Genomic DNA, 19311 nt, shown 5'->3' on the forward strand with positions numbered 1-19311 from the left:
AGCAAAAAACCGACCTAAAATGGTCGGTTACGCCTCGGTTCACTTAAGAGTATGGGCGTCCAGCTTGCCCTTAAGTTCATTACCCCCTTGTTTCACTTAACTATGTATTTTCGTTAATCATATACCCAGTTAGTTGATTCTACAAACCATAGGCAAGGAACAGATAAAACATCTGTCCCCTGCATTGGTCCATTACCATTTCTTCGATCTACCTCTTCCAATCCACGCTGACTGGTTTCTGCAGCCTTTCACTGGTCTTGGGTGCTTTGCTTTCATTGTAGTAGACATATTGTGTCTCAGGGTCCAGGTAGAAAATACCATCCGCCTCTAGGTAGAGCTCCTCAGCCGTTGGGAAGATACCCCTTGCGTTGAAGTAGGTGAGCTTCTTATTGCCATTATTGAAGTACATATTTTCAAAATCAACATTTGATACTCCTTCAGCACCAGGATATCTGGTGAATCTACCATCCTTGAATGGCTCAAGGTAAACTATCATGGTTGTTGAGTCTCCTTTTCTTAGGCTTGGAACCTTTACTTCCTTCATTGGAATGAATACATCATAAACTGCCTTATAGCCCTGGGAGTAGTTAACTGTGTATCCATTCAATCCTTTTTCAAAGTGATTCACATAAGTTGTCCTATTTTGCCAAGCTGCATCTGAACTATATGCATAATGTGAAGGAAACTCCAGGTATAGTCCGGAAGCTGGATTGACTATATCATAGTAACCAAACTCAAAGGTAACACCCAACTCGATCATTCCAGGAACTGTAGGTTTGTCTGTTGGATTATTTATCTCAAGTTCCACATAGGCCGGTTTGTACATAAAGTCCGGGTCCAGTTTTAGGAAGGGTGCATCTATTGGATTCTTGTCCGCATAATTGGCTGCTTCATCAAGCTGCCTGCCCATCTCAATTGTAATGTCCTCAACCAGAGTCTCTGTCCATTCACTCTGAGGAATTCCTGTTTCAGTGAGAACAACCTGAACGTAATAATCCATGCTCATTTCGGCAAGCTGGTCGAAGTTTGGAAGTGTGGGTGGAATTCCAAGCCACATCAATCCGTAATTGGCCCAGGCCTCCAGAGTCGCCTTGAAGTATCCCTTAAGGGCATCAATTGGACAGAGGTCAACAACAAACATAATCAGCTTATCCTTCAGTCTTGCGTAGGCGTCACTTACCTGGTTTACAATTGTCTTTACAACATTTCCAAGGTCCTTGAAGAAGTTTACAACACCTGCAAAGAGCTGCTGATACCATGTTTCGTCATCATCATCAGGCTTTGGAATATGAACCTTGGTATATTTTGCAAGTACCCTTGGAATCATTTCCTTTTCGTATTCATCTGGAGTATCTATCCCCTTGTCCTTGTAGTATGCTATGTGGGTCATATATGGATAGAGGATTTCGCCCGTCTCAGTATTCTTGAACTTTGACTGGATTTCATTCCACTTTGGAGCCCTGTAAACATAATAATGCTCCAGGTAATTCTTATCCGGCCATCTTGGCTTTACATACTTCTTGATGTTTATATCGGGTAATGAGTAGGGAAGCTTGTTAACATACTTGTATGGGTTGTCGCTGTAGTAGTTTACAGGTGTTCCAAACTCATATTCCATGGTAAGAGGGGATGAGTAGCTCACCTGGTACTCCCCGGGAGTTACTGAGGGCTTAAGTGCTAGGCCTCTTACATAGTACTTGATGGCGTCCCCTTCCTTCATCTCATTTAAAGGTTTTGCAAATTTTGCTATATCTACCATCACCGTATTGGGATAGTTTGTATGCACAAATGGAACTGGCAAATCATACTCAACCTCATGGATGATGTTTGGAGTATTTGGCCATGCTCCCCAGCTTGCTGGAAACTTTTCAGTTGAGAACTGGAGAATGATCCTTTCAGTTGACGGATCGATGCCGTTGAAGTGGAATAGTCTATTGTTCTCAAGCCTTGGCTCCACCCTGAAAACAGTTCTGTATTCAGGATAGTTGGGATGTTCTCCTCCTCCAATTCCACCAGATTCCCATGGAACCCAAAGCTGAAAATCAGAATTGATTTTCCCGTCGTAATTGACCTCTGGTATTTTCTCACCATAGATTACAGCCATTCCCATTCCAGGGTCTCCAATTGGTTTGCCAAGGCTGTCAATCGGGATAGCCCTTACGTAGTAGACACTTCTGCTTGAGGTGATGGGATTGTATCCAGTCTTTAGCTTCAGGTCATCTATATTTATGGTATTTGTCTTAATCAAATCAGTGTTGATTGTATCTGTCTTTATTGTTTCAAGGTTTATTAGGTTGGTGTTGATCAGGCTGGTGTTTAGGGCAACCTTTATGATGTCATCCCCAGACGCAATATCAATTTTTGAGAAATCAATCTGGAACTCATTTGTCCCAGCTCCCACCTCTCCAGATGCAAGAAGTCCAAGAGGATTTCTCCAGTTGCTTTCAAAGCCATTGAACTGGACCTGGGAAACCTGCCAAACCACCTTGGAGGCACCCGCTGCATTCTTGAGGTTGAAGTAGAACCATCTTCTGGTCTCACCCTCCCTGTCCACAAATGAAGACATGGTGGAATCGGTGTAGATGTTCTTCTGCTGCTCTGTAGACAATAGATTAAGGTTTATGGGCTGCAGAACCATTGATCCGGTGCTGGGCTTACCAAGGGGCTTTGCTTCACCTGTAGCCACGTAAAGGTCAATCCTATCATCATATTTTGGGAAGAATAGGTTCCCTTCAGCCATGGCTCTGAAATTATCCAGAGGATTGGTCAGATTCAGCACATTCTTGTAGGTTGAAATGGTCCCTGAGTTATCCTCAGGCAATAGTGTTCCAGGATCCGGCTCTATAGGCTCCTGGGGCTCTCCGTCCTTAAAGCTTACATAGGTTCTTTTCATAAGTACGATTGCCTGTTCCCTGGTTGTATTCTGAAGAGGTCCTATTAGATTATTCCCTATCCCCTTCATAATATCGTTTCCATAAGCAAATCTTACGGAATCAATTGCCCAGGTGGCTATGCTGTTTTGGTCTGAAAATGGGAACTCACCTGAGTAGCCTTCCTCAATTCCAGTTAGGGCGACCTTAAGGGTCCTGTGTATCATTACACATATTTCCTGTCTTGTTATATCCTTGTAGGGTGCAAACTCTGTTGCGCTGATTCCCTTGACAATACCCAGATGATAGGCCTTTACAATGTCCTCGTTAGTTGTGTCCTGGAAGGGATTGACTCCTCCCATGGCCTGGTTGCCTGACAGGGCTTCATAGAGCCTGACGGCAAGGATGCAGAATTCCTCTCTTGTGATGTTCTTCCTGTAGCTATTCATTACTCCAGGATATGTCAGGTCCAGGTTGTAGGCTTCAATAAGCTCCTCCTCAGCCCAGCTGCTCTGGGTCCCATCAAATATGGATGGTTGTGTTTCCGCCATGAGGCTTGAAGAGCTTCCAAAGAGAATGGCAAAAACCAGCAGGAAGCTTAGGGCTTTTTTATTCTTACAATCATTGCACTCAATCCTTTCTTTGTTTGCTAGCAATGGCTTCTCAATGGATTTATACCCACAATTGTTTACCGCACTAAAGTTTTGAAGTTGTTTTTCACGCTTTTACACAAAAAAACTGCAGACCAATTTATGATTGCCTGCAGTCCTTGTAATATTCTATAGATTTGGTATGACCTTGGTGATAAAGATTTCCACCAGATCCTCGTCAAACTGGGCTCCAGCATTTTCCCTAAGCTCCCTTATGGCATCCTGGGCTTTCATGGCCTTTTTGTATGGTCTATGTGAGGTCATGGACTGGTAGGCATCCGCTATTGAGATAATCCTGGCTTCAAGAGGTATCTCCTCTCCCATAAGACCCTCAGGGTAGCCTTTTCCATCATACCTCTCGTGGTGAAAGCGAATGGCTTTGGCATACCTCTCATGGTGTCCCAGAATTCTGAGTATTTCATAGCCTGCCTGGGAGTGCCGCCTGATGATTGTCTTCTCTTCATTTGTCAACGCTTCCTCTTTATTGAGTATTTCCTCGGAGACTATTATCTTGCCAATATCATGGAGCTCAACAGCCTTTTTAAACTCCTCAACCTCTACCTGGGACTTGCCAAGCTCCCTGTAAAGAGCTGCTGCCATTAGGCTGGTCTCTTCGTTATGCTGCCTTTCATCCTGGAATTTTTTTCTGTTCTCCTCAAGGAAATCCAGGATAATCTCCCTTTTCACATCCTGGTTGTTCCTGTGCTTGTTTTCGTACATATTGGAGTCCGCATACCTTAGGTTGTCATCGATTGATTCATCCTCAGCGGTCTTGGTGGAGAATCCAACCGCAAGTGAAAGCCTAAGGGATTCAACCCTGTGATAATGTCCATTTCTTTGGATTCTTTCCTTGATTTCTCCGGCCTCCTTTGCTGATGTCTTCGGAAGCAGTATCAGGAATTCATCCCCACCGGTCCTTGCTATTATATCATCGGCTCTGAGGGTTTCATTTAGCAGCTTGGCAGCTTCCCTTATAATGCGGTCTCCCATTTCATGTCCAAAGATATCATTGGTCAGCTTCAGGTTGTTCATGTCAACTATCATGACAGTAAAGGGAATATTCCTTGAGGTATCCAGCCGCTTAATGGCATCCTCGATATATCTTCTGTTGTAAAGGCCGGTGAGCTCGTCATGGAAGCTCAGGTATTCAATCTTCTCCTGCTTTCTGACAGACTCGGTGATATCCCTGAATACTATGACATGCCCCATGACCTGGCCGTTTTGTAGTCTAACTGTTGCGATGCTGTTGTTAAGGATCACTTCCTTTCCAGAGCCTGTGACCATGAGTGCCCTTCTGTGGTTACCGTTTCCGGTTTGTCTTGTCACTGCCAGGATATCCTCAGGATCTCCGCTTTCTGGATTGCGCAGGTCAAATACATCCTTCAGAGGCTTTCCCTGAGCTTCCTTAAATGTCCATCCGGTCATTTCCTCAGCTACTGGGTTTAGAACAGTAATCCTACCCTCCACATCAGTTGATATGATCCCATCCTCTACGGACAGCAGAGTTGACTGGAAGATCTCCTTTTCAAGGAAAAGCTCCTGTTCAGCATTTTTCTGGGCTGTGATATCCGCCATGCTACCAATCATCCTCACGGGCTTTCCCTTCTCATCAGTCAGAAGGGTTCCCCTATCCCGAATCCAGATGGTTCTGCCATCCTGCAATAGCATTCGGTGTTCACTGTAGAGATTTTCCTGTCCGTTCATTGCCCTGGCAATATTGTCCCTTAGCTTGTCTTCATCCTCTGGATGTGCCTGGGCAACAAACTGGTCTATCCTATGGAAGTCAGAGTCATGGGGGACCCCCATGATCTCACACCACTTCTTGTTGTGCCTTACAACTCCCTCTTCAAAGTGCCAGTCCCATAGACCTTCACCTGCAACATCAAGTGTTATTCTCATTGTCTCTTCCCGGTCCCTAAGCTTCAACTGGATGTTTTTCTTGTCAGTTATGTCATCAAGAACTATGGCCAGATATGACAATCTTGGTCTGTATACAGACAGGTTCCACCATCTGCCCATTTCCTTAACATGGTATTCAAACTGCTTGGATTCTCCACTTTCCAAGACTTCATCTATTTCTTTCGTGTCAAGCTTATTACTTATGGACACAAGCTGATACAATGATTTCCCAATTATCTCATCCCTTGGCATGGATGACATGCTCTCAAAGGTATTGTTTACATCGATTATTTCATAATCCTTGAAATCCTCATAGTCCCTATTGGCTGCCCTCACCAGAATGAAGCCCTGGTTCATTTCATCTATCAGGGTTTTCTTTTCCTTTTCATTTTCCTCGGCGATGCTTCTTAGTCCTTGTTGTTCCCTGATGAATTTCTGGATAAACCTGACACCAAGAAATTGGATTATAAGGAATACAACTGCAAGAACAAGAAAATACCTTAGGTACAGGCTTCTCCTGAACTGCATCAAGGGTCCCAGAACATCCCCTTCATCCATGCTGATTGCAATGGTCCTTCCGATAAAATCACTGTGAATATATGAAGTAACCCTTCCATTTTCCCTGATGATGGAATCACCCTGGTTGCCTGGAAGAAAGTCGATGTCATAGCCTCCCGCTTCCATCTGCCTGATAATGGGACTGATGTCTGTAAGCACCACATCAAATCCGAGGATATCCTCCCCATCCATTATTGGAGACTGAACCACCACAACCCCCTGGGAGTAATGATTCATCATTACTTCTGTCACGTCCCAATCGATGTAATTCTTTATGTTCCTGTCAGGGCCAACGACATGGATGATCTGTCCGTTCGCAAGAACCCTTCCGGCGGTTCTTGACCTGTCAAATACTGCAACTCCCTCTTCATATCTGGGTATCACATAGTCCCTAAGCTCCTCAAAGGTGGTCTCTCCGTCCAGATAATCTCTCATGTAATTTTTTATGCTTGTCCTGCTTGATAGGGACCTTGCATTGTTGCTTATATTTATCAGGGCTTCATTGAGTACCTGGTACTTGTTGTGGGCAGTCAGCTGAAAATCGCTGAGAACCCCCTCCTCAAGGCTTGATGATATTGGTTCCTTTATTCCAATGTATATGGAAAGGAAAACAACAGCTACAACTATCAGGACTATCATCCTTATTCTCTTATGAATCTGCTTCAAGTCTTCCCCTCCCTTTTTCTAAATGATAATATGATAATTTCAAATTGAATATAATTGTCTGAATTTCAGTAAAAATACAAATTCCCATACCTTATTATTCTAGCATATAATTATCAATTGGTCATTATGAATGATATTTGTCAAATCTTTCGGATACTTATGTAACAGAAATACTGGGAACGATTCTTTTATTTTTAACTCTTTTCCCTCCCTGTCTTTCTTGTATTAATGTATTGAATTTATGTTCACAATCTGATACTATTAAGGTGTAAATAGAACATATACTCCGATTCTGTCTTTCCCACATCATGGTTGGCACAAATCGGAAGCTCAGAACACTGGGCCAGAAAAGAGATTTTCTGACCTGCCATGCTAGCAAAGGGGTTATTCACTGAAGGTGGATAATCCCTTGTTGTTTTTTTGAATGGAAGCATTGATGGCGGACGTTTTTTATCTTTTGAGAATTAGAAGGAGGGGTTTCAATGAGTACGGTAATTGGTAGTATGCTAAAGATCAACCTAAGTGACAGAAGCTCAGAGGTGCTTGAGATTGACAAGGATTGGAAGGATCTCTATGTAGGTGGCGAGGGCTATGCAGCAAAGATACTTTACGACCACCTTGAAGCAGGAATGGATCCCATGGATGAAAAAAATATGCTTGTGTTCACAACCGGACCATTGACCGGCACCAGAGCTCCCTCATCAGGCAGGCTTGTGATAGGCTACAAGTCGCCCCTTACAGGGACCATAGGCATGACAAATGTTGGTGGCCACCTTGCCCCCATGCTCAAGCGTGCAGGATATGATGTTATCATCATAACCGGCAAAAGTGATACTCCTGTCTACCTTTACATCAATGACCAAGGAGTGGAATTTAAGGATGCTGCCGCTCTTTGGGGCAAGAACACCGAGGAGACCGAGGATGCAATACGCCAGGAGCTTGGAGAATCCAAGGTGAGAATCGCTGAAATCGGTCCTGCCGGAGAGAAGCTGTCCCTTATGTCATCAATAATGATTGACAAGCACAGGGCGGCTGGCCGGGGAGGCCCTGGGGCAATTATGGGAGGAAAGAACCTGAAGGCTGTAGCGGTTTATGGTACAGGCAAGCTGGATGTTGAAAATCCTGACATGATGGACCAGTTCTCCAAAAGGGCACGTGAGGAGCTGGATGCTGAAGCCTTTGTAAGGGAGGAGCTGAAGCCATTTGGAACCCCATCATTTACAGACTCAATCAATGCTCTTGGTCTACTGCCCACCAGGAACTGGCAGCTGACCACCTTTGATTCCGCCATGGACAAGATTGGTCACAAGGCCTACCATGATAATTTGAAGGTGAAGGCTTGGGCTTGCTTTGGCTGTCCAATCGCCTGCGGAAGGCACACAGAGATAATCGACGGGGAGTATGCGGGTGAATCCGGCGGAGGTCCGGAATATGAAACCCTTGGTGCATTTGGTTCCAAGTGCTTTGTGGATGACCTTAACGCCATAGTGAAGGCTGGATATATATGTAATCGCATGGGTCTTGATACCATATCAACGGGGCAGACAATAGCATCTGCCATGGAATGGTTTGAAAAGGGGCTCATCGACAAGGAAACAACCGGCGGCATCGACCTATCCTTTGGAAATGCAGAGGCAATGGTCAAGATGACAGAAATGATCGCAAACAGGGAAGGTTATGGAGATGTACTTGCCGAGGGATCACTGAGGGCTGCGAGAAAAATCGGTCCGGAGGCTGAGAAGTATGTTTTCCAGGTCAAGGGTATGGAGCTTGCATCCTGCGGCGTAAGGGCCAGCAAGGGAGAATCCCTTTCACACCTTATCTCACCTAGGGGTGCCGACCACCTTAGACCCTATGCTTCAGTCATAGACTCCTTTGGATACCTTGAGCCCGAGCTTGGAATCAATGAGAAGGTATCGCCCTTTGAGGATGAGAACAAGTGGTGGGTCAAGCCCTTTATGGAGCTTTCAATGATGACCAATCTCCTTGGGGTATGCCTGTTTGCAAGCATCACCCTTGCAGTGAAGGGAAGCACCTGGACTGGACTTTACAATGCCGCCACTGGTGATGACAAAACAATGGATCAGATGATGGAGGCAGCTGAAAGGGTCATTAACCTTGAAAGATTGTTCAACGCCAGGGAGGGCTTTGGAAGAAAGGATGAGAAGCTTCCAGCTAGACTTACCCAGGAACCCGCACCTGACGGCCTAGGCAAGGGCCAGGTTGCAGATGCCGAGATCATGCTTGATGAGTTCTATGAAAGCATGGGCTGGGACAAGGAGACCGGACAGCCAACTGATGAGACATTGGTTAGGCTGAAGCTTAAGTAAAGAGATAAGAAGGGACGGTTATTTTGTATTAAAGCCATAGTTTGGCTTGAAAAATGACCGTCCATTTATTTTTTGCCAGGTTAAGCTATGTTCAGGTATAAATAATATCATTGACAGGTAAAGCATTAAACTGTATCATCAAATTATGGATTAGTTGTCATAATTCCAGCTAATATTTGGAGAATACAATGATTCCACCAACAAATTGAAAAGGCAAACTCTGCTAAAGCAGGGGACGCAAAGCCACGGGCCTAAGGGAAACTATGGTAGCCGGGTTGCCACAAAGACATGCTATGCACTTTCATGGCTCTGAATGGTAACCCATCCAGAGCATTTTTATTTGCCTGGATTGGAAACAAGATAGGAGAAAGGAGATTTTTATGAAACGTTTGTTTAGCTTTTTATCACTTTTGATTGCATTGTCTATGGTTATGGCATTGCCGATGGTGGCCATGGCTGATGAAGAGGAAATTGAAATCGAGGAAGAGTTTGAAGATGTTGAAACAGAGGAAGAGGAAGAAGCGGACGACGAAGATGGAGAAAGCAGGGGCCGTGGCAAGGGAATAGGCAAATCCAAAATTCAAAACAAGGAATGGAAGGGCATCAAGGATGTGCTTGAGGCAGATAAGGATGAGCTAGAGGTCCTGAAGGATGAGCTTGAGCTTGAAATTGAGGAGCTTGAGACCCTTTTGGAGGCTGCTGAGGAAGCTGAGGACTCAGAGGCTATGGCTTTACTTCAAGCCGAGATTGAAGGGCTTAAGGGAGAGTTCGAAGGCTACAAGACTCTTATGAAGCAGAAAATCAGGGAGATGCAGCAGGTCATGAGGGAAAAGTACACCCAGGAGGAGTGGGATATCCTAATGGAGAATGCAGAATCTCTTGAGGGCATTGAAGGCATCAAGATGCTACCTGCAGAAAATATCCTTATGCCGGGAAAAAACCTTAAATTCGATGTTCCACCTGTGCTCAAGGAAGGAAGAGTCCTGGTACCAATAAGATCAATATCTACCGCATTGGGTGCTGAGGTTGACTGGAATGTTGAGTCCAAGACTGCTACCATAGCCTATTTGGAGTCAGAGATTGTTTTTAATGTTGAAGAAATGACAGTAACTGTAGACGGCGAAGCAGTGGAACTGGATGTACCAGCAGAAGTAATGGAAGGCAGAATAGTGGTTCCATTGCGTTTTATTGTTGAAAACATGGGCCTTGATGTTGAATGGGAGCCTGAGACTGAGACAGTGGAGATTGCTGAGTAGATCTGTTACTAATAACGAGCATACATGCAGGATAAACTTATAAACAATTAGAAAAAGGCACTTCAACTCTTTTACATGAGATTTGAAGTGCCTTTATAAGCTTTTAAGTTAGGGATTCCTTGTTTCTAACTGGCCTTGTTATTGAAAGTATAACAAGTCCTGCAAATACCAGACCCATTCCAAAACCGGAAATCATTGACAGTTGTTCTTTCAGTAGAAATACCCCAAGAATCGCTGCAGTTACAGGTTCAGCCAGAGTCAATGTTACAGCTTTATGAAGTTTGATCCCAGATAATCCATATGAGAACAATACATATGCAAATGCTGTGGTAACCAATCCAAGGTGAAGTGCTACACCCAGCCCTTGGGCTGTTTTAAGCCAATCCAGGCTATAGATCAAAAGAAATGGTGATAGTATTATTGCACCCATTGTAAAAACAACTCCAGTAACCATCTCTGGCGAATAGATATCCAGCAGATTTTTCGTTGATGCAGTGTATACAGCATATGAGGCTCCCGCTCCAAGTGCAATAAGTATTCCATTCATATTCACTGATAGGTCTCCTCCGCCTGTTACAAGCAAAATGCACCCCAATACTGAAACCAGTGTTGAAACAAGCCATTTGATACCTGGACTTTCCTTGTTTACGATTAATGAAATCAGACCTGCGAAAATAGGTGCACTTCCTATTGCCACGACAGTTCCCATGGCTACCCCTGTCATTAAGACTGCTGCAAAGAAGGTTAGTTGGAAGGATGCCATGCTGGCTGCCCCTATGTATGTACTCCTTTTAAACAATATTTCCTTGCCATTGAGCTTGCCTTTGAGGAATGCATAGAGCATAATGGCTCCACCTCCTATTGCAAGCCTAACTGCGCCAATTGATATGGGTGTGGCTCCTTCCGGTGCAAAATGCTGTGCAGTTCCAATTGTTCCCCATAAAATTGCACCTAGTAATACCATCAAGCTGTACCTGAACTCTTTATGATTCAATTGTCATCCACCCCTTTTAAGAGAAGAGACGAATCTCTTTGTATGCAAACAAAAAGAACCGTCCCTGGTGTTTTTTGTGTTCTCTTTAATATCCTAATTAAAGCATAATATAAATTGTCTGTCAATTAGATGAGATAAACACTTTAATATTTGAAACATAAATAGATTCCTCATAATTTTCCTACAAAGAAGATATCTTCAGATTAATTTGCTTTATCTCAATCCTTCATAGGTTTTGTATCAATGCGTTAGGGTAAACTAATAAAAAGTAGGAAAATAAAATTGTGAGGAGTTAATTATGGATGACAAGTATTTGGATTTTAATGAAAAACGAATGCATATTTTTAATGAGCTGGTAAAAAGGTATTGGAAAGGAGATCTAAAGAGCGTAGATGACCTAAATGACCTTGCTGAGTACATAAAAAACAAATACGGTTTTAATGAGTCTGACATGCCCTTTATCAGGAATCATATTAGACTAGCGATGGGCCAAGACCCAAAGGGTGAGAAATCCTTTGATGATGAATTGAGTGTTCTCAACAGCTCAATGAAAATCTACCAACCTGTTGTTTCCAAACTGGAAGGTCCTTGTAAGCAATGTAATTCAATTTATTGCGAATGTAACGAGTTGGGAAAGTATGAGTCCGGAATGTATAACAGACTGAATGAAACTATAAGCTGTGGATATAGTGATTTTACATGTGATTTTGGAGCTGTGGCTGACAAGATTGAGTTTATGCCGGTAATTGATCTATTAAGGGACGGGGACTCTCCTGTCTATGTTACTGTTGCTCCAGCTATAGTTGGTCAATTTGGTGAAGAAATAAGTATGGGAAAATTGAGAAGCGCTTTAAAACTTTTGGGCTTCAAAGATATGATTGAGGTTGCTTTATTTGCAGATATTCTTACTATCAAGGAAGCATATGAGTTCAATGATCTCGTTAAAAGCGAAGATGATTTTTTCTTGACAAGCTGCTGTTGTCCGATGTGGTTCAATATGATCAAGAAAGTCTACCCAGATATATATGATTACTTGTCTCCATCGATTTCTCCCATGATTGCATCTGGTAGAGTATTGAAAAAGCTATATAATAATGCTAAAGTTGTGTTTATTTCACCATGTGTTGCGAAAAAAGGTGAAATAAAGGAACCCGACTTGCAAGGTGCGATCGATTATGTGCTTAATTTTAGAGAGCTAAAGGAAATTTTTGATGCCTTGAATCTTGATTTTAGTGATCTATACGATGATGATAAGGATCAGGCATCCTTTGGAGGAAGAGTTTATGCACGAACTGGAGGAGTTAGTTTTTCAGTTAAAACAGTATTGAACAGGCTGGAGCCTACCAGGGTGATCAAGCTAAAATCCCTCAAGGTAAATGGTATCAAGGAATGTAAAAGGGTATTGGATTCCCTTAAAAGTAGAAAAAAAGGTGATCCCAACTTTATTGAAGGAATGGGTTGTGTAGGTGGCTGTGTAGGTGGACCTAAGACAAATATTGATCTTGAGAAGGCTACAAGGCTGGTTAATGATTTTGGAGAGGATTCTTTTATACTTACCCCGTTTGACAATCAAAATGTTATGAAGATATTGGATCAGTTTAATGTCAAATCTATCCAAGAGTTTATGGAAAATGATGAACTGAAGGAAATTTTATCCAGAGAGTAAACAGTAGTGTACCATCCTTATTATCTGAGAAAGGATAAGCCCCCATAAAATGGACAGGCTAAACTTAAATGTCCATTTTATGGGAGCCTATCAGTCAGATGGCATAATATAACCATCTACTAGAACTCATTTTTATTTCCTATATGGGCTACTCAATTTCCACAAATTGTATAGATTATTTTACTCTATCCGGAGGGGACAGATGCCCCATGTCCATTCCATCCATGGTGTCAAAAATTGGGGATTCTGTGTTATCTGCTGCATTGCCAGGAATCATAATATGTCCCATACTTGAAAAATGCAAGTCATTGTTGTTAACATTTATCACACATTCCATATCCATATCATGCATATCCTCCATATCTTCAAAAGCTGGGTTTTTGTCGCTTGCTTTGGCTTCGAAGCCATTTTCTGCAGCAAAAACTGTTCCTGTTGATAGCATCGTCAGTGCCAGCATGAATGCCATAAATACAGATGCTTTCTTCATACATAACCACCTCTCATGTTTCTTTTACTTCCACTAGTATCGTTCATCATATTTACACCCTGCACCTATACTCCAAAACATCCCCTCGATTCCCTTTGTCTTAAGCACAATATTCTTATGGACTTTACAATCCCAAAATTACTGGCTTTTGAAGCTTGGTTTATTTTGTGATTATATTATACTTTTCCATACGATAAATTAGAGTGTGTCTGGTTATTCCCAAAAGTTTAGCAGCATTAGTCTGATTCTGATCTGTTCTTTCCAAGGCTTGCATAATCAGATTCTTCTCTACTTCTTCAAGGGATATCCCCTCTTCAGGCAAAACTATACTTGAACCTACCAAATTGTTTTGACTTTTTATTTCATTAGGTAACAAGTCTTCTGTTATTTCTTGTCCAGATGCTAATATGACACATCTTTCCACTATGTTTTGCAGTTCCCGGATATTTCCAGGCCAATCATATTTCATCATTAAATCCAAGGCTTCATTACTGATCCTAAACCTATTCTTGCCCATTTGAGATGAAAATTTATCTATTGAATATTCAATTAGAAGTGGAATATCATCCTTTCTTTCACGGAGTGGCGATATCTTGATGGGTACAACATTTAGTCTATAATATAAATCCTCTCTGAATTTATTATCATCCACCATTGACTTCAGATCCTTGTTGGTTGCAGCAATTATTCTAAAATCACCCTTTATTGTTGTCTCCCCTCCAACACGTTCAAACTCTTTTTCCTGCAAAACCCTCAGAAGCTTTACTTGCATGGCTTCACTTATTTCACCAATCTCATCCAAGAAAACAGTGCCTCCTTCAGCCAATTCAAACTTACCCTTTTTCCTGGAAACCGCTCCTGTAAAGGCTCCCTTTTCATATCCAAACAGTTCACTTTCCAAGAGATTCTCCGCGAAAGCTCCACAGTTTAGCTTGATTAACGGTCCTTTATTTTTTTTGCTTAATCTATGAATTTCATCTGCTATTAGTTCCTTACCAGTACCACTTTCACCAAGTATTAGAACATTGGCTTCAGTTGGTGCGACTTTGTAAACCAGTTTCAATACCTCTTCCATGGACCTGCTCTTAAATACTATCTTTGAACTGCTTTCATCCAGTCTTTCCCTAAGATAATTAATTTCATCATTTAAGCTCTTGTATTCCAATGCCTTTTTTATGACGACTTTTAACTCATCTATGTCAAAAGGCTTGGATATATAATCCAGGGCTCCAATTTTCATGGCTTCAACAGCAGTGTCAGTAGTACCATGAGCGGTAATCATTATAACAGGGATCTTGGGATTGATTTCCTTTATCTTTCTTAATGCTTCAAGTCCATTCATCTTGGGCATTTTCAAATCCATTATAATTAGGTCCGGTTCCTCAGCTAAACCCTCCACAGCTTCCTCACCGTTATCAGCGCTTATAATTTCATATTCTTCTTTGGACAAAGCTTTTTTTAAGGCCCATATCATATTTGGCTCATCATCGGCAATTAATATTTTCCTGATCACTTTTTCACCTTCTCTCCACTGTTCTAATTGCGAATTCCTATTCATATAATGGTAAGTAAATCACTACTATAGTACCCTCATTAACTACACTATCAATTGTAATGTAGCCATTGTGATCCTGGATAATCCTATTTGATACTGACAAACCAAGCCCGGTGCCATCTTCCTTGGTTGTAAAGAAAGGATTGAATATTTTGCTTAAATCTTCCTTTTCAATCCCAGTCCCATTGTCTCTAAAGCTAATGCTTACACCTAAGTCGCCAACCTCAGTGCTTATCCAGATTTTACCACCGTTTTCCATGGACTGTATGCTGTTTAATAATATATTAATAAATACTTGCTTCAGCTTCTCCTTATCACCCATAATGACAATTTCTCTTCCAATGTCACAAAATATTTCTATTTTCTTATTTATGGCATATTTATTTATTATGATTAATACCTCATCAATTAATGCTCCAGTATTAACTTTCTCAACTATATTCACATCTGGTCGTGCAAAATTCAGAAGTGTTTGGATTACCTTATTAGCCCTATCCACTTCCTTAACAATAATACCTAGACCTTCCACCATGCTTTCCTGATCCTCTTCCTTTTGAAGTGTTTGACTGATTGTTTTTATTATACCCATGGGATTTCGTATTTCATGGGCTATACCGGAAGCCAACTCGCCAACTGCTGATAATCTATCAGCTCTGGCAGTTTGTGCTTCAAGATACTTTTCATTGGAATAGTCTTCAATTACGATTACAAGTCCCTGGATTTTATTGAGTATGTTTAGAAGAGGTGAGACGGTTAACTTAAGGTATTTCTCCTCATCGTCAACCTTGATAACAGTTTTAATATCTGTATATTTGAATTTCTGTAGTTTTGTCTGGTTCAATATATCCACAATACTATAATCAAATACACTTGAAGCATTTACTCCTATTGCATCTTGTACCCCAAGGATCTTTTCACCTTCTCTGTTTAGTGCTGTAATCACTAAGTTTGTATCAACTGCCAAAACACCACTATCAATACTATCTACAATGTTTCTTGTATAGTTTTGAAGTTTTGTTATCTCGACAATATTGTTCTCTAAAAGCTTCTGTTTCCTGTAATCACCCTCTACTAGCCAGCCTGTAATAAATCCAATACTTAAAAATAGCATTATTTCCAGGTATTGATTTATCAGTATAATGCTTAGTTCAGTGTTAAATAAAAAAATATGGGGAGCATATAACAAGGACACAATTATAGAGGTTATAAGTCCTCCCTTTAGTCTATATTTAAATGATGCCAGGATTATTGGGATATAATATAACATCCTATAAAAATTATGAAGCTCTCTTACCGCTGTGAGGTTGGAATAATGCAATAAAGTAATTATCACTAATAATACTCCAATAATCCAAGTATTTTTATTGTTCAATGAATCTCTTAACATAGGCTTGATCAACTCCAAAGTAGTACATTATTATATCAGTCTTACCCTTTATCACATTATATATCATTTGAAGGACTAATCATAACTGAAACTGAATCAATCGAACGCAAATCAATGTTTACGGAACTCGACTGTATTAGATAAATCATTAAAATTAAGCCTGAGACATCAAAATCTTCCGGGCAAACCAACTACTCACAAAAGCAACTACAGAAACTCAACTGAATTTCTGTAGCTATATGCTTTTCCTTATTTTCTATTTTACTTCTACCCCAGTTACCTCATATCCAACATCACTTATTGCTGCTCTGATGTCTTCATCCTTGACGCTGCTTTCAACTTCAATTAAAGCATACTTATCTTCAAGAAGTACATTGACATTTGAAACTCCTTCTAAATCTCTTAGAGCCACATCTACATGATGTGCACAATTCTGGCAACTCATTCCTTCAATCATCACTTTCTTTTCCATATGTTTTTCCCCTTTCAAAATAAATAGTGAACTCTGTCTATAAAGACAATACTATCTTACTGGTCTAAATCTCTTTAGCCTTAAAGCATTCAATAATACTGACACTGAGCTCAGACTCATGGCTGCTGCCGCAAATATCGGACTTAACAATGGTCCGCCAAAGAGATATAATACTCCCATGGCTACTGGAATACCCGCAGTGTTATATGCGAATGCCCAAAACAGATTTTCCTTGATGTTTCTTATGGTGCTTTTACTCAATTGTATAGCTGTTGGTACATCCATTAAGTCACTTCTCATTAAAACGATATCCGCTGATTCCATGGCAACGTCCGTTCCAGATCCAATTGCAATTCCAATATCCGCCTGTGCAAGAGCAGGAGCATCATTTATCCCATCTCCAACCATAGCAACGTTCTTGCCTTCAGCTTGAAGTTTCTTAACCTCACTTGCCTTATCTTCAGGAAGCACTTCAGCCAATACAATGTCAATTCCCACTTGCTTTGCAATTGCTGCGGCAGTTCTCTTGTTGTCTCCAGTAATCATTGCTACTTTTATATCCATTTCATGAAGCTTTTCAATAGCTCTTTTGCTGTTCTCTTTCACGGTGTCAGCTACAGCTATTATTCCTGCAATTGAATTATCTATGGCAATATACATAGGCGTTTTTCCTTCTTCTGCCAATTTGTCAGATGCTGCCTCCAGTTTGTCTATGTCTATCCTTCTTTCTACCATAAGCTTTCTATTTCCAGCGAGAACAGCCTTCCCATCTATGATGACTTCAATTCCATGTCCTGGTATGGCATTAAACTTCTCCACCTTCTTAAATTCCAATCCTTTTTCTTCTGCATCCTTTACTATGGCTTCACCCAGGGGATGCTCGGATCCCTTCTCTGCTGATGCTGTCAATTGTAGCAGATCTTCTTGCTTCACATCATTTGCCACAACTATGTCAGTAACCTTTGGTTTTCCTTCCGTAATGGTACCTGTTTTATCAAATATTATTGTTCTTATTTTGTGAGTAGTTTCCAATGCAGCACCACTTTTTATTAAAACACCATTCTCAGCCCCTTTACCTGTACCCACCATTATAGCTGTTGGTGTTGCCAGACCTAGTGCACAAGGACATGCGATTACAAGTACTGATATAAATATCGTCAATGCAAACACTGTGGTTTGTCCTCCTATGAAATACCAGGCCAGAGCTGAAACAGTCGCTAGTACTATAACCACTGGAACGAAATATCCAGAAATTATATCAGCCATCTTTGCTATTGGTGCTTTAGAGCCTTGTGCATCCTCTACGAGCTTTATTATTTGTGCTAAAGCGGTATCCTTTCCAACCTTTGTTGCCTTGTACTTTATTGTTCCATTCTTGTTTATGCTGGCACCTATGATGTCATCTCCAATATTCTTTTCAACTGGAATACTTTCACCAGTAAGCATGGATTCATCCACTGATGTGATGCCTTCAACCACTTTACCATCTACAGGCATCTTTTCTCCAGGCTTAACAATTATAATATCTCCTACTTCCACTTCTTCTATGGATATTTCCATCTCTTTGCCATCTTGAATTATTGTTGCTGTCTTAGGGGCAAGTCCCATTAGCTTCTTTATAGCTTCAGATGTTTTCCCCTTTGTAACTGATTCAAGATATTTCCCCAGGAGTATAAGTGTTATTATTACAGCAGCGGCTTCAAAGTATAAATCATCGGCATACTCCGTATAGCCTCGAGATATCTGTACTACAGCAAATACCCCATATATCACTGCTGCTGAGGTTCCTATAGCTATCAGAGAATCCATGTTGGGACTCTTTCTGATTAAAGCTTTAAATCCAACAGTATAGAACTTATAACCCGCGATTACAGAAGGTATCACTAGGACAATTTGAATCAAGCCGAAGTTTAGAGGATTCATCATTGGATCTATTGCTGCAGGTAATGGAAATCCCAGCATGTGACCCATTGTAAAATAAACCAATGGGATTGCGAATATGGCTGAGACTATGAACTTTCTCCATAATGTCCTGATTTCTTTTTCTTTTCTCAATTTATCAACATCTTCAGTAGTATCTTTTTCCTCTATGGCCTTGTACCCAGCTTTTTCAATTGCCTTCTTTACTTCTGATACACGCACCGACTGGGGCTCATAACTAATGTTTAACTTCTCAGTTGCAATATTAACATTTGCCATAACTACACCTTCAAGCTTTTTAACAGCTTTCTCAATGTTCTGAGCACATGATGAGCATGTCATCCCTTCTATGTTCAACACCTTGTTTACTGTATCTGACTTTGCTCTGTAACCTGCATCTTCTACGGCATTTTGTATATCCTCAATTTCAACCATGTTTTCGTCATAACTTACACTTAACTTTTCAGTTGCCAGGTTTACACTTGATTCGTGCACACCATTGATTTTGCTTGTAGCTTTTTCAATGGTACTTGCGCATGATGCACAAGTCATTCCTTCTATACGTAATGACTTAGTGACCATAAAAATCTCCTCCTCTTGA

General features: G+C 41.2%; 11 protein-coding genes and 2 riboswitches. Of the genes, 3 read left to right on the plus strand and 8 right to left on the minus strand.

What is annotated here, in order from left to right; translation table 11 throughout:
* Positions 1 to 208: 208 nt before the first annotated feature.
* Both ACOEN1_RS03285 and ACOEN1_RS03290 read right to left on the minus strand, forming a co-directional pair.
* Entirely contained in the window at positions 209 to 3421 is a 3213-nt protein-coding gene (locus ACOEN1_RS03285) for an S-layer homology domain-containing protein (protein WP_422484997.1), read from the minus strand.
* 228 nt (positions 3422 to 3649) lie between these two features.
* Complete coding sequence (locus tag ACOEN1_RS03290; RefSeq protein WP_422484998.1) at positions 3650 to 6643, minus strand: diguanylate cyclase; 2994 nt, start codon at positions 6641 to 6643, stop codon at positions 3650 to 3652.
* Between the two features lie 272 nt (positions 6644 to 6915).
* Positions 6916 to 7043, plus strand: a riboswitch (molybdenum cofactor riboswitch).
* A gap of 82 nt (positions 7044 to 7125) precedes the next feature.
* Here ACOEN1_RS03290 and ACOEN1_RS03295 point away from each other — a divergent pair.
* Together ACOEN1_RS03295 and ACOEN1_RS03300 are read left to right on the plus strand one after the other, a co-directional pair.
* Positions 7126 to 8973, plus strand: coding sequence for an aldehyde ferredoxin oxidoreductase family protein (locus ACOEN1_RS03295; RefSeq protein ID WP_422484999.1), 1848 nt, complete (start codon positions 7126 to 7128; stop codon positions 8971 to 8973).
* A gap of 202 nt (positions 8974 to 9175) precedes the next feature.
* Positions 9176 to 9256: riboswitch (cyclic di-GMP riboswitch) on the plus strand.
* A 97-nt stretch (positions 9257 to 9353) separates the two neighbouring features.
* Positions 9354 to 10229, plus strand: coding sequence for a copper amine oxidase N-terminal domain-containing protein (locus tag ACOEN1_RS03300; RefSeq protein WP_422485000.1), 876 nt, complete (start codon positions 9354 to 9356; stop codon positions 10227 to 10229).
* Positions 10230 to 10332: 103 nt separating this feature from the next.
* Here ACOEN1_RS03300 and ACOEN1_RS03305 read toward each other — a convergent pair whose 3' ends face one another.
* Positions 10333 to 11223, minus strand: coding sequence for an EamA family transporter (locus tag ACOEN1_RS03305; RefSeq protein ID WP_422485001.1), 891 nt, complete (start codon positions 11221 to 11223; stop codon positions 10333 to 10335).
* 298 nt (positions 11224 to 11521) lie between these two features.
* Between ACOEN1_RS03305 and ACOEN1_RS03310 the strand changes: the two genes are divergently transcribed.
* Positions 11522 to 12889 (plus strand): [Fe-Fe] hydrogenase large subunit C-terminal domain-containing protein, encoded by a 1368-nt coding sequence (locus tag ACOEN1_RS03310; protein ID WP_422485002.1) that lies wholly within the window; start codon positions 11522 to 11524, stop codon positions 12887 to 12889.
* A 175-nt stretch (positions 12890 to 13064) separates the two neighbouring features.
* On the opposite strand, the gene ACOEN1_RS03315 is transcribed toward ACOEN1_RS03310, so the two are convergent.
* The 5 genes from ACOEN1_RS03315 to ACOEN1_RS03335 all read right to left on the minus strand — a co-directional run bounded on the left by ACOEN1_RS03315 (position 13065) and on the right by ACOEN1_RS03335 (position 19292).
* Positions 13065 to 13376: a hypothetical protein gene (locus ACOEN1_RS03315; protein WP_422485003.1), complete on the minus strand. Its 312-nt coding sequence runs from the start codon at positions 13374 to 13376 to the stop codon at positions 13065 to 13067.
* A gap of 160 nt (positions 13377 to 13536) precedes the next feature.
* Positions 13537 to 14889, minus strand: coding sequence for a sigma-54-dependent transcriptional regulator (locus ACOEN1_RS03320; protein ID WP_422485004.1), 1353 nt, complete (start codon positions 14887 to 14889; stop codon positions 13537 to 13539).
* A gap of 37 nt (positions 14890 to 14926) precedes the next feature.
* The gene (locus ACOEN1_RS03325) at positions 14927 to 16042 is read right to left on the minus strand and encodes a two-component system sensor histidine kinase NtrB (protein ID WP_422485005.1); all 1116 of its coding nucleotides are present in this window, start codon (positions 16040 to 16042) and stop codon (positions 14927 to 14929) included.
* Positions 16043 to 16574: 532 nt separating this feature from the next.
* Positions 16575 to 16790, minus strand: a complete 216-nt coding sequence (locus ACOEN1_RS03330) for a heavy-metal-associated domain-containing protein (RefSeq protein WP_422485006.1) — start codon at positions 16788 to 16790, stop codon at positions 16575 to 16577.
* A 51-nt stretch (positions 16791 to 16841) separates the two neighbouring features.
* Positions 16842 to 19292: a heavy metal translocating P-type ATPase gene (locus tag ACOEN1_RS03335; RefSeq protein ID WP_422485008.1), complete on the minus strand. Its 2451-nt coding sequence runs from the start codon at positions 19290 to 19292 to the stop codon at positions 16842 to 16844.
* Positions 19293 to 19311 lie beyond the last annotated feature (19 nt).

The organism is Gudongella sp. DL1XJH-153, assembly GCF_049310905.1.
In the GTDB taxonomy this organism is placed as follows: Bacteria; Bacillota; Clostridia; order Tissierellales; family Tissierellaceae; genus Gudongella.

Coding starts and splice junctions, on each gene's coding strand:
- ACOEN1_RS03300 (WP_422485000.1), top strand. CDS start 9,354: ATGAAACGTTTGTTTAGCTTTTTATCACTTTTGATTGCATTGTCTATG.
- ACOEN1_RS03335 (WP_422485008.1), bottom strand. CDS start 19,292: ATGGTCACTAAGTCATTACGTATAGAAGGAATGACTTGTGCATCATGC.
- ACOEN1_RS03310 (WP_422485002.1), top strand. CDS start 11,522: ATGGATGACAAGTATTTGGATTTTAATGAAAAACGAATGCATATTTTT.
- ACOEN1_RS03295 (WP_422484999.1), top strand. CDS start 7,126: ATGAGTACGGTAATTGGTAGTATGCTAAAGATCAACCTAAGTGACAGA.
- ACOEN1_RS03285 (WP_422484997.1), bottom strand. CDS start 3,421: ATGGCGGAAACACAACCATCCATATTTGATGGGACCCAGAGCAGCTGG.
- ACOEN1_RS03315 (WP_422485003.1), bottom strand. CDS start 13,376: ATGAAGAAAGCATCTGTATTTATGGCATTCATGCTGGCACTGACGATG.
- ACOEN1_RS03330 (WP_422485006.1), bottom strand. CDS start 16,790: ATGGAAAAGAAAGTGATGATTGAAGGAATGAGTTGCCAGAATTGTGCA.
- ACOEN1_RS03325 (WP_422485005.1), bottom strand. CDS start 16,042: ATGCTATTTTTAAGTATTGGATTTATTACAGGCTGGCTAGTAGAGGGT.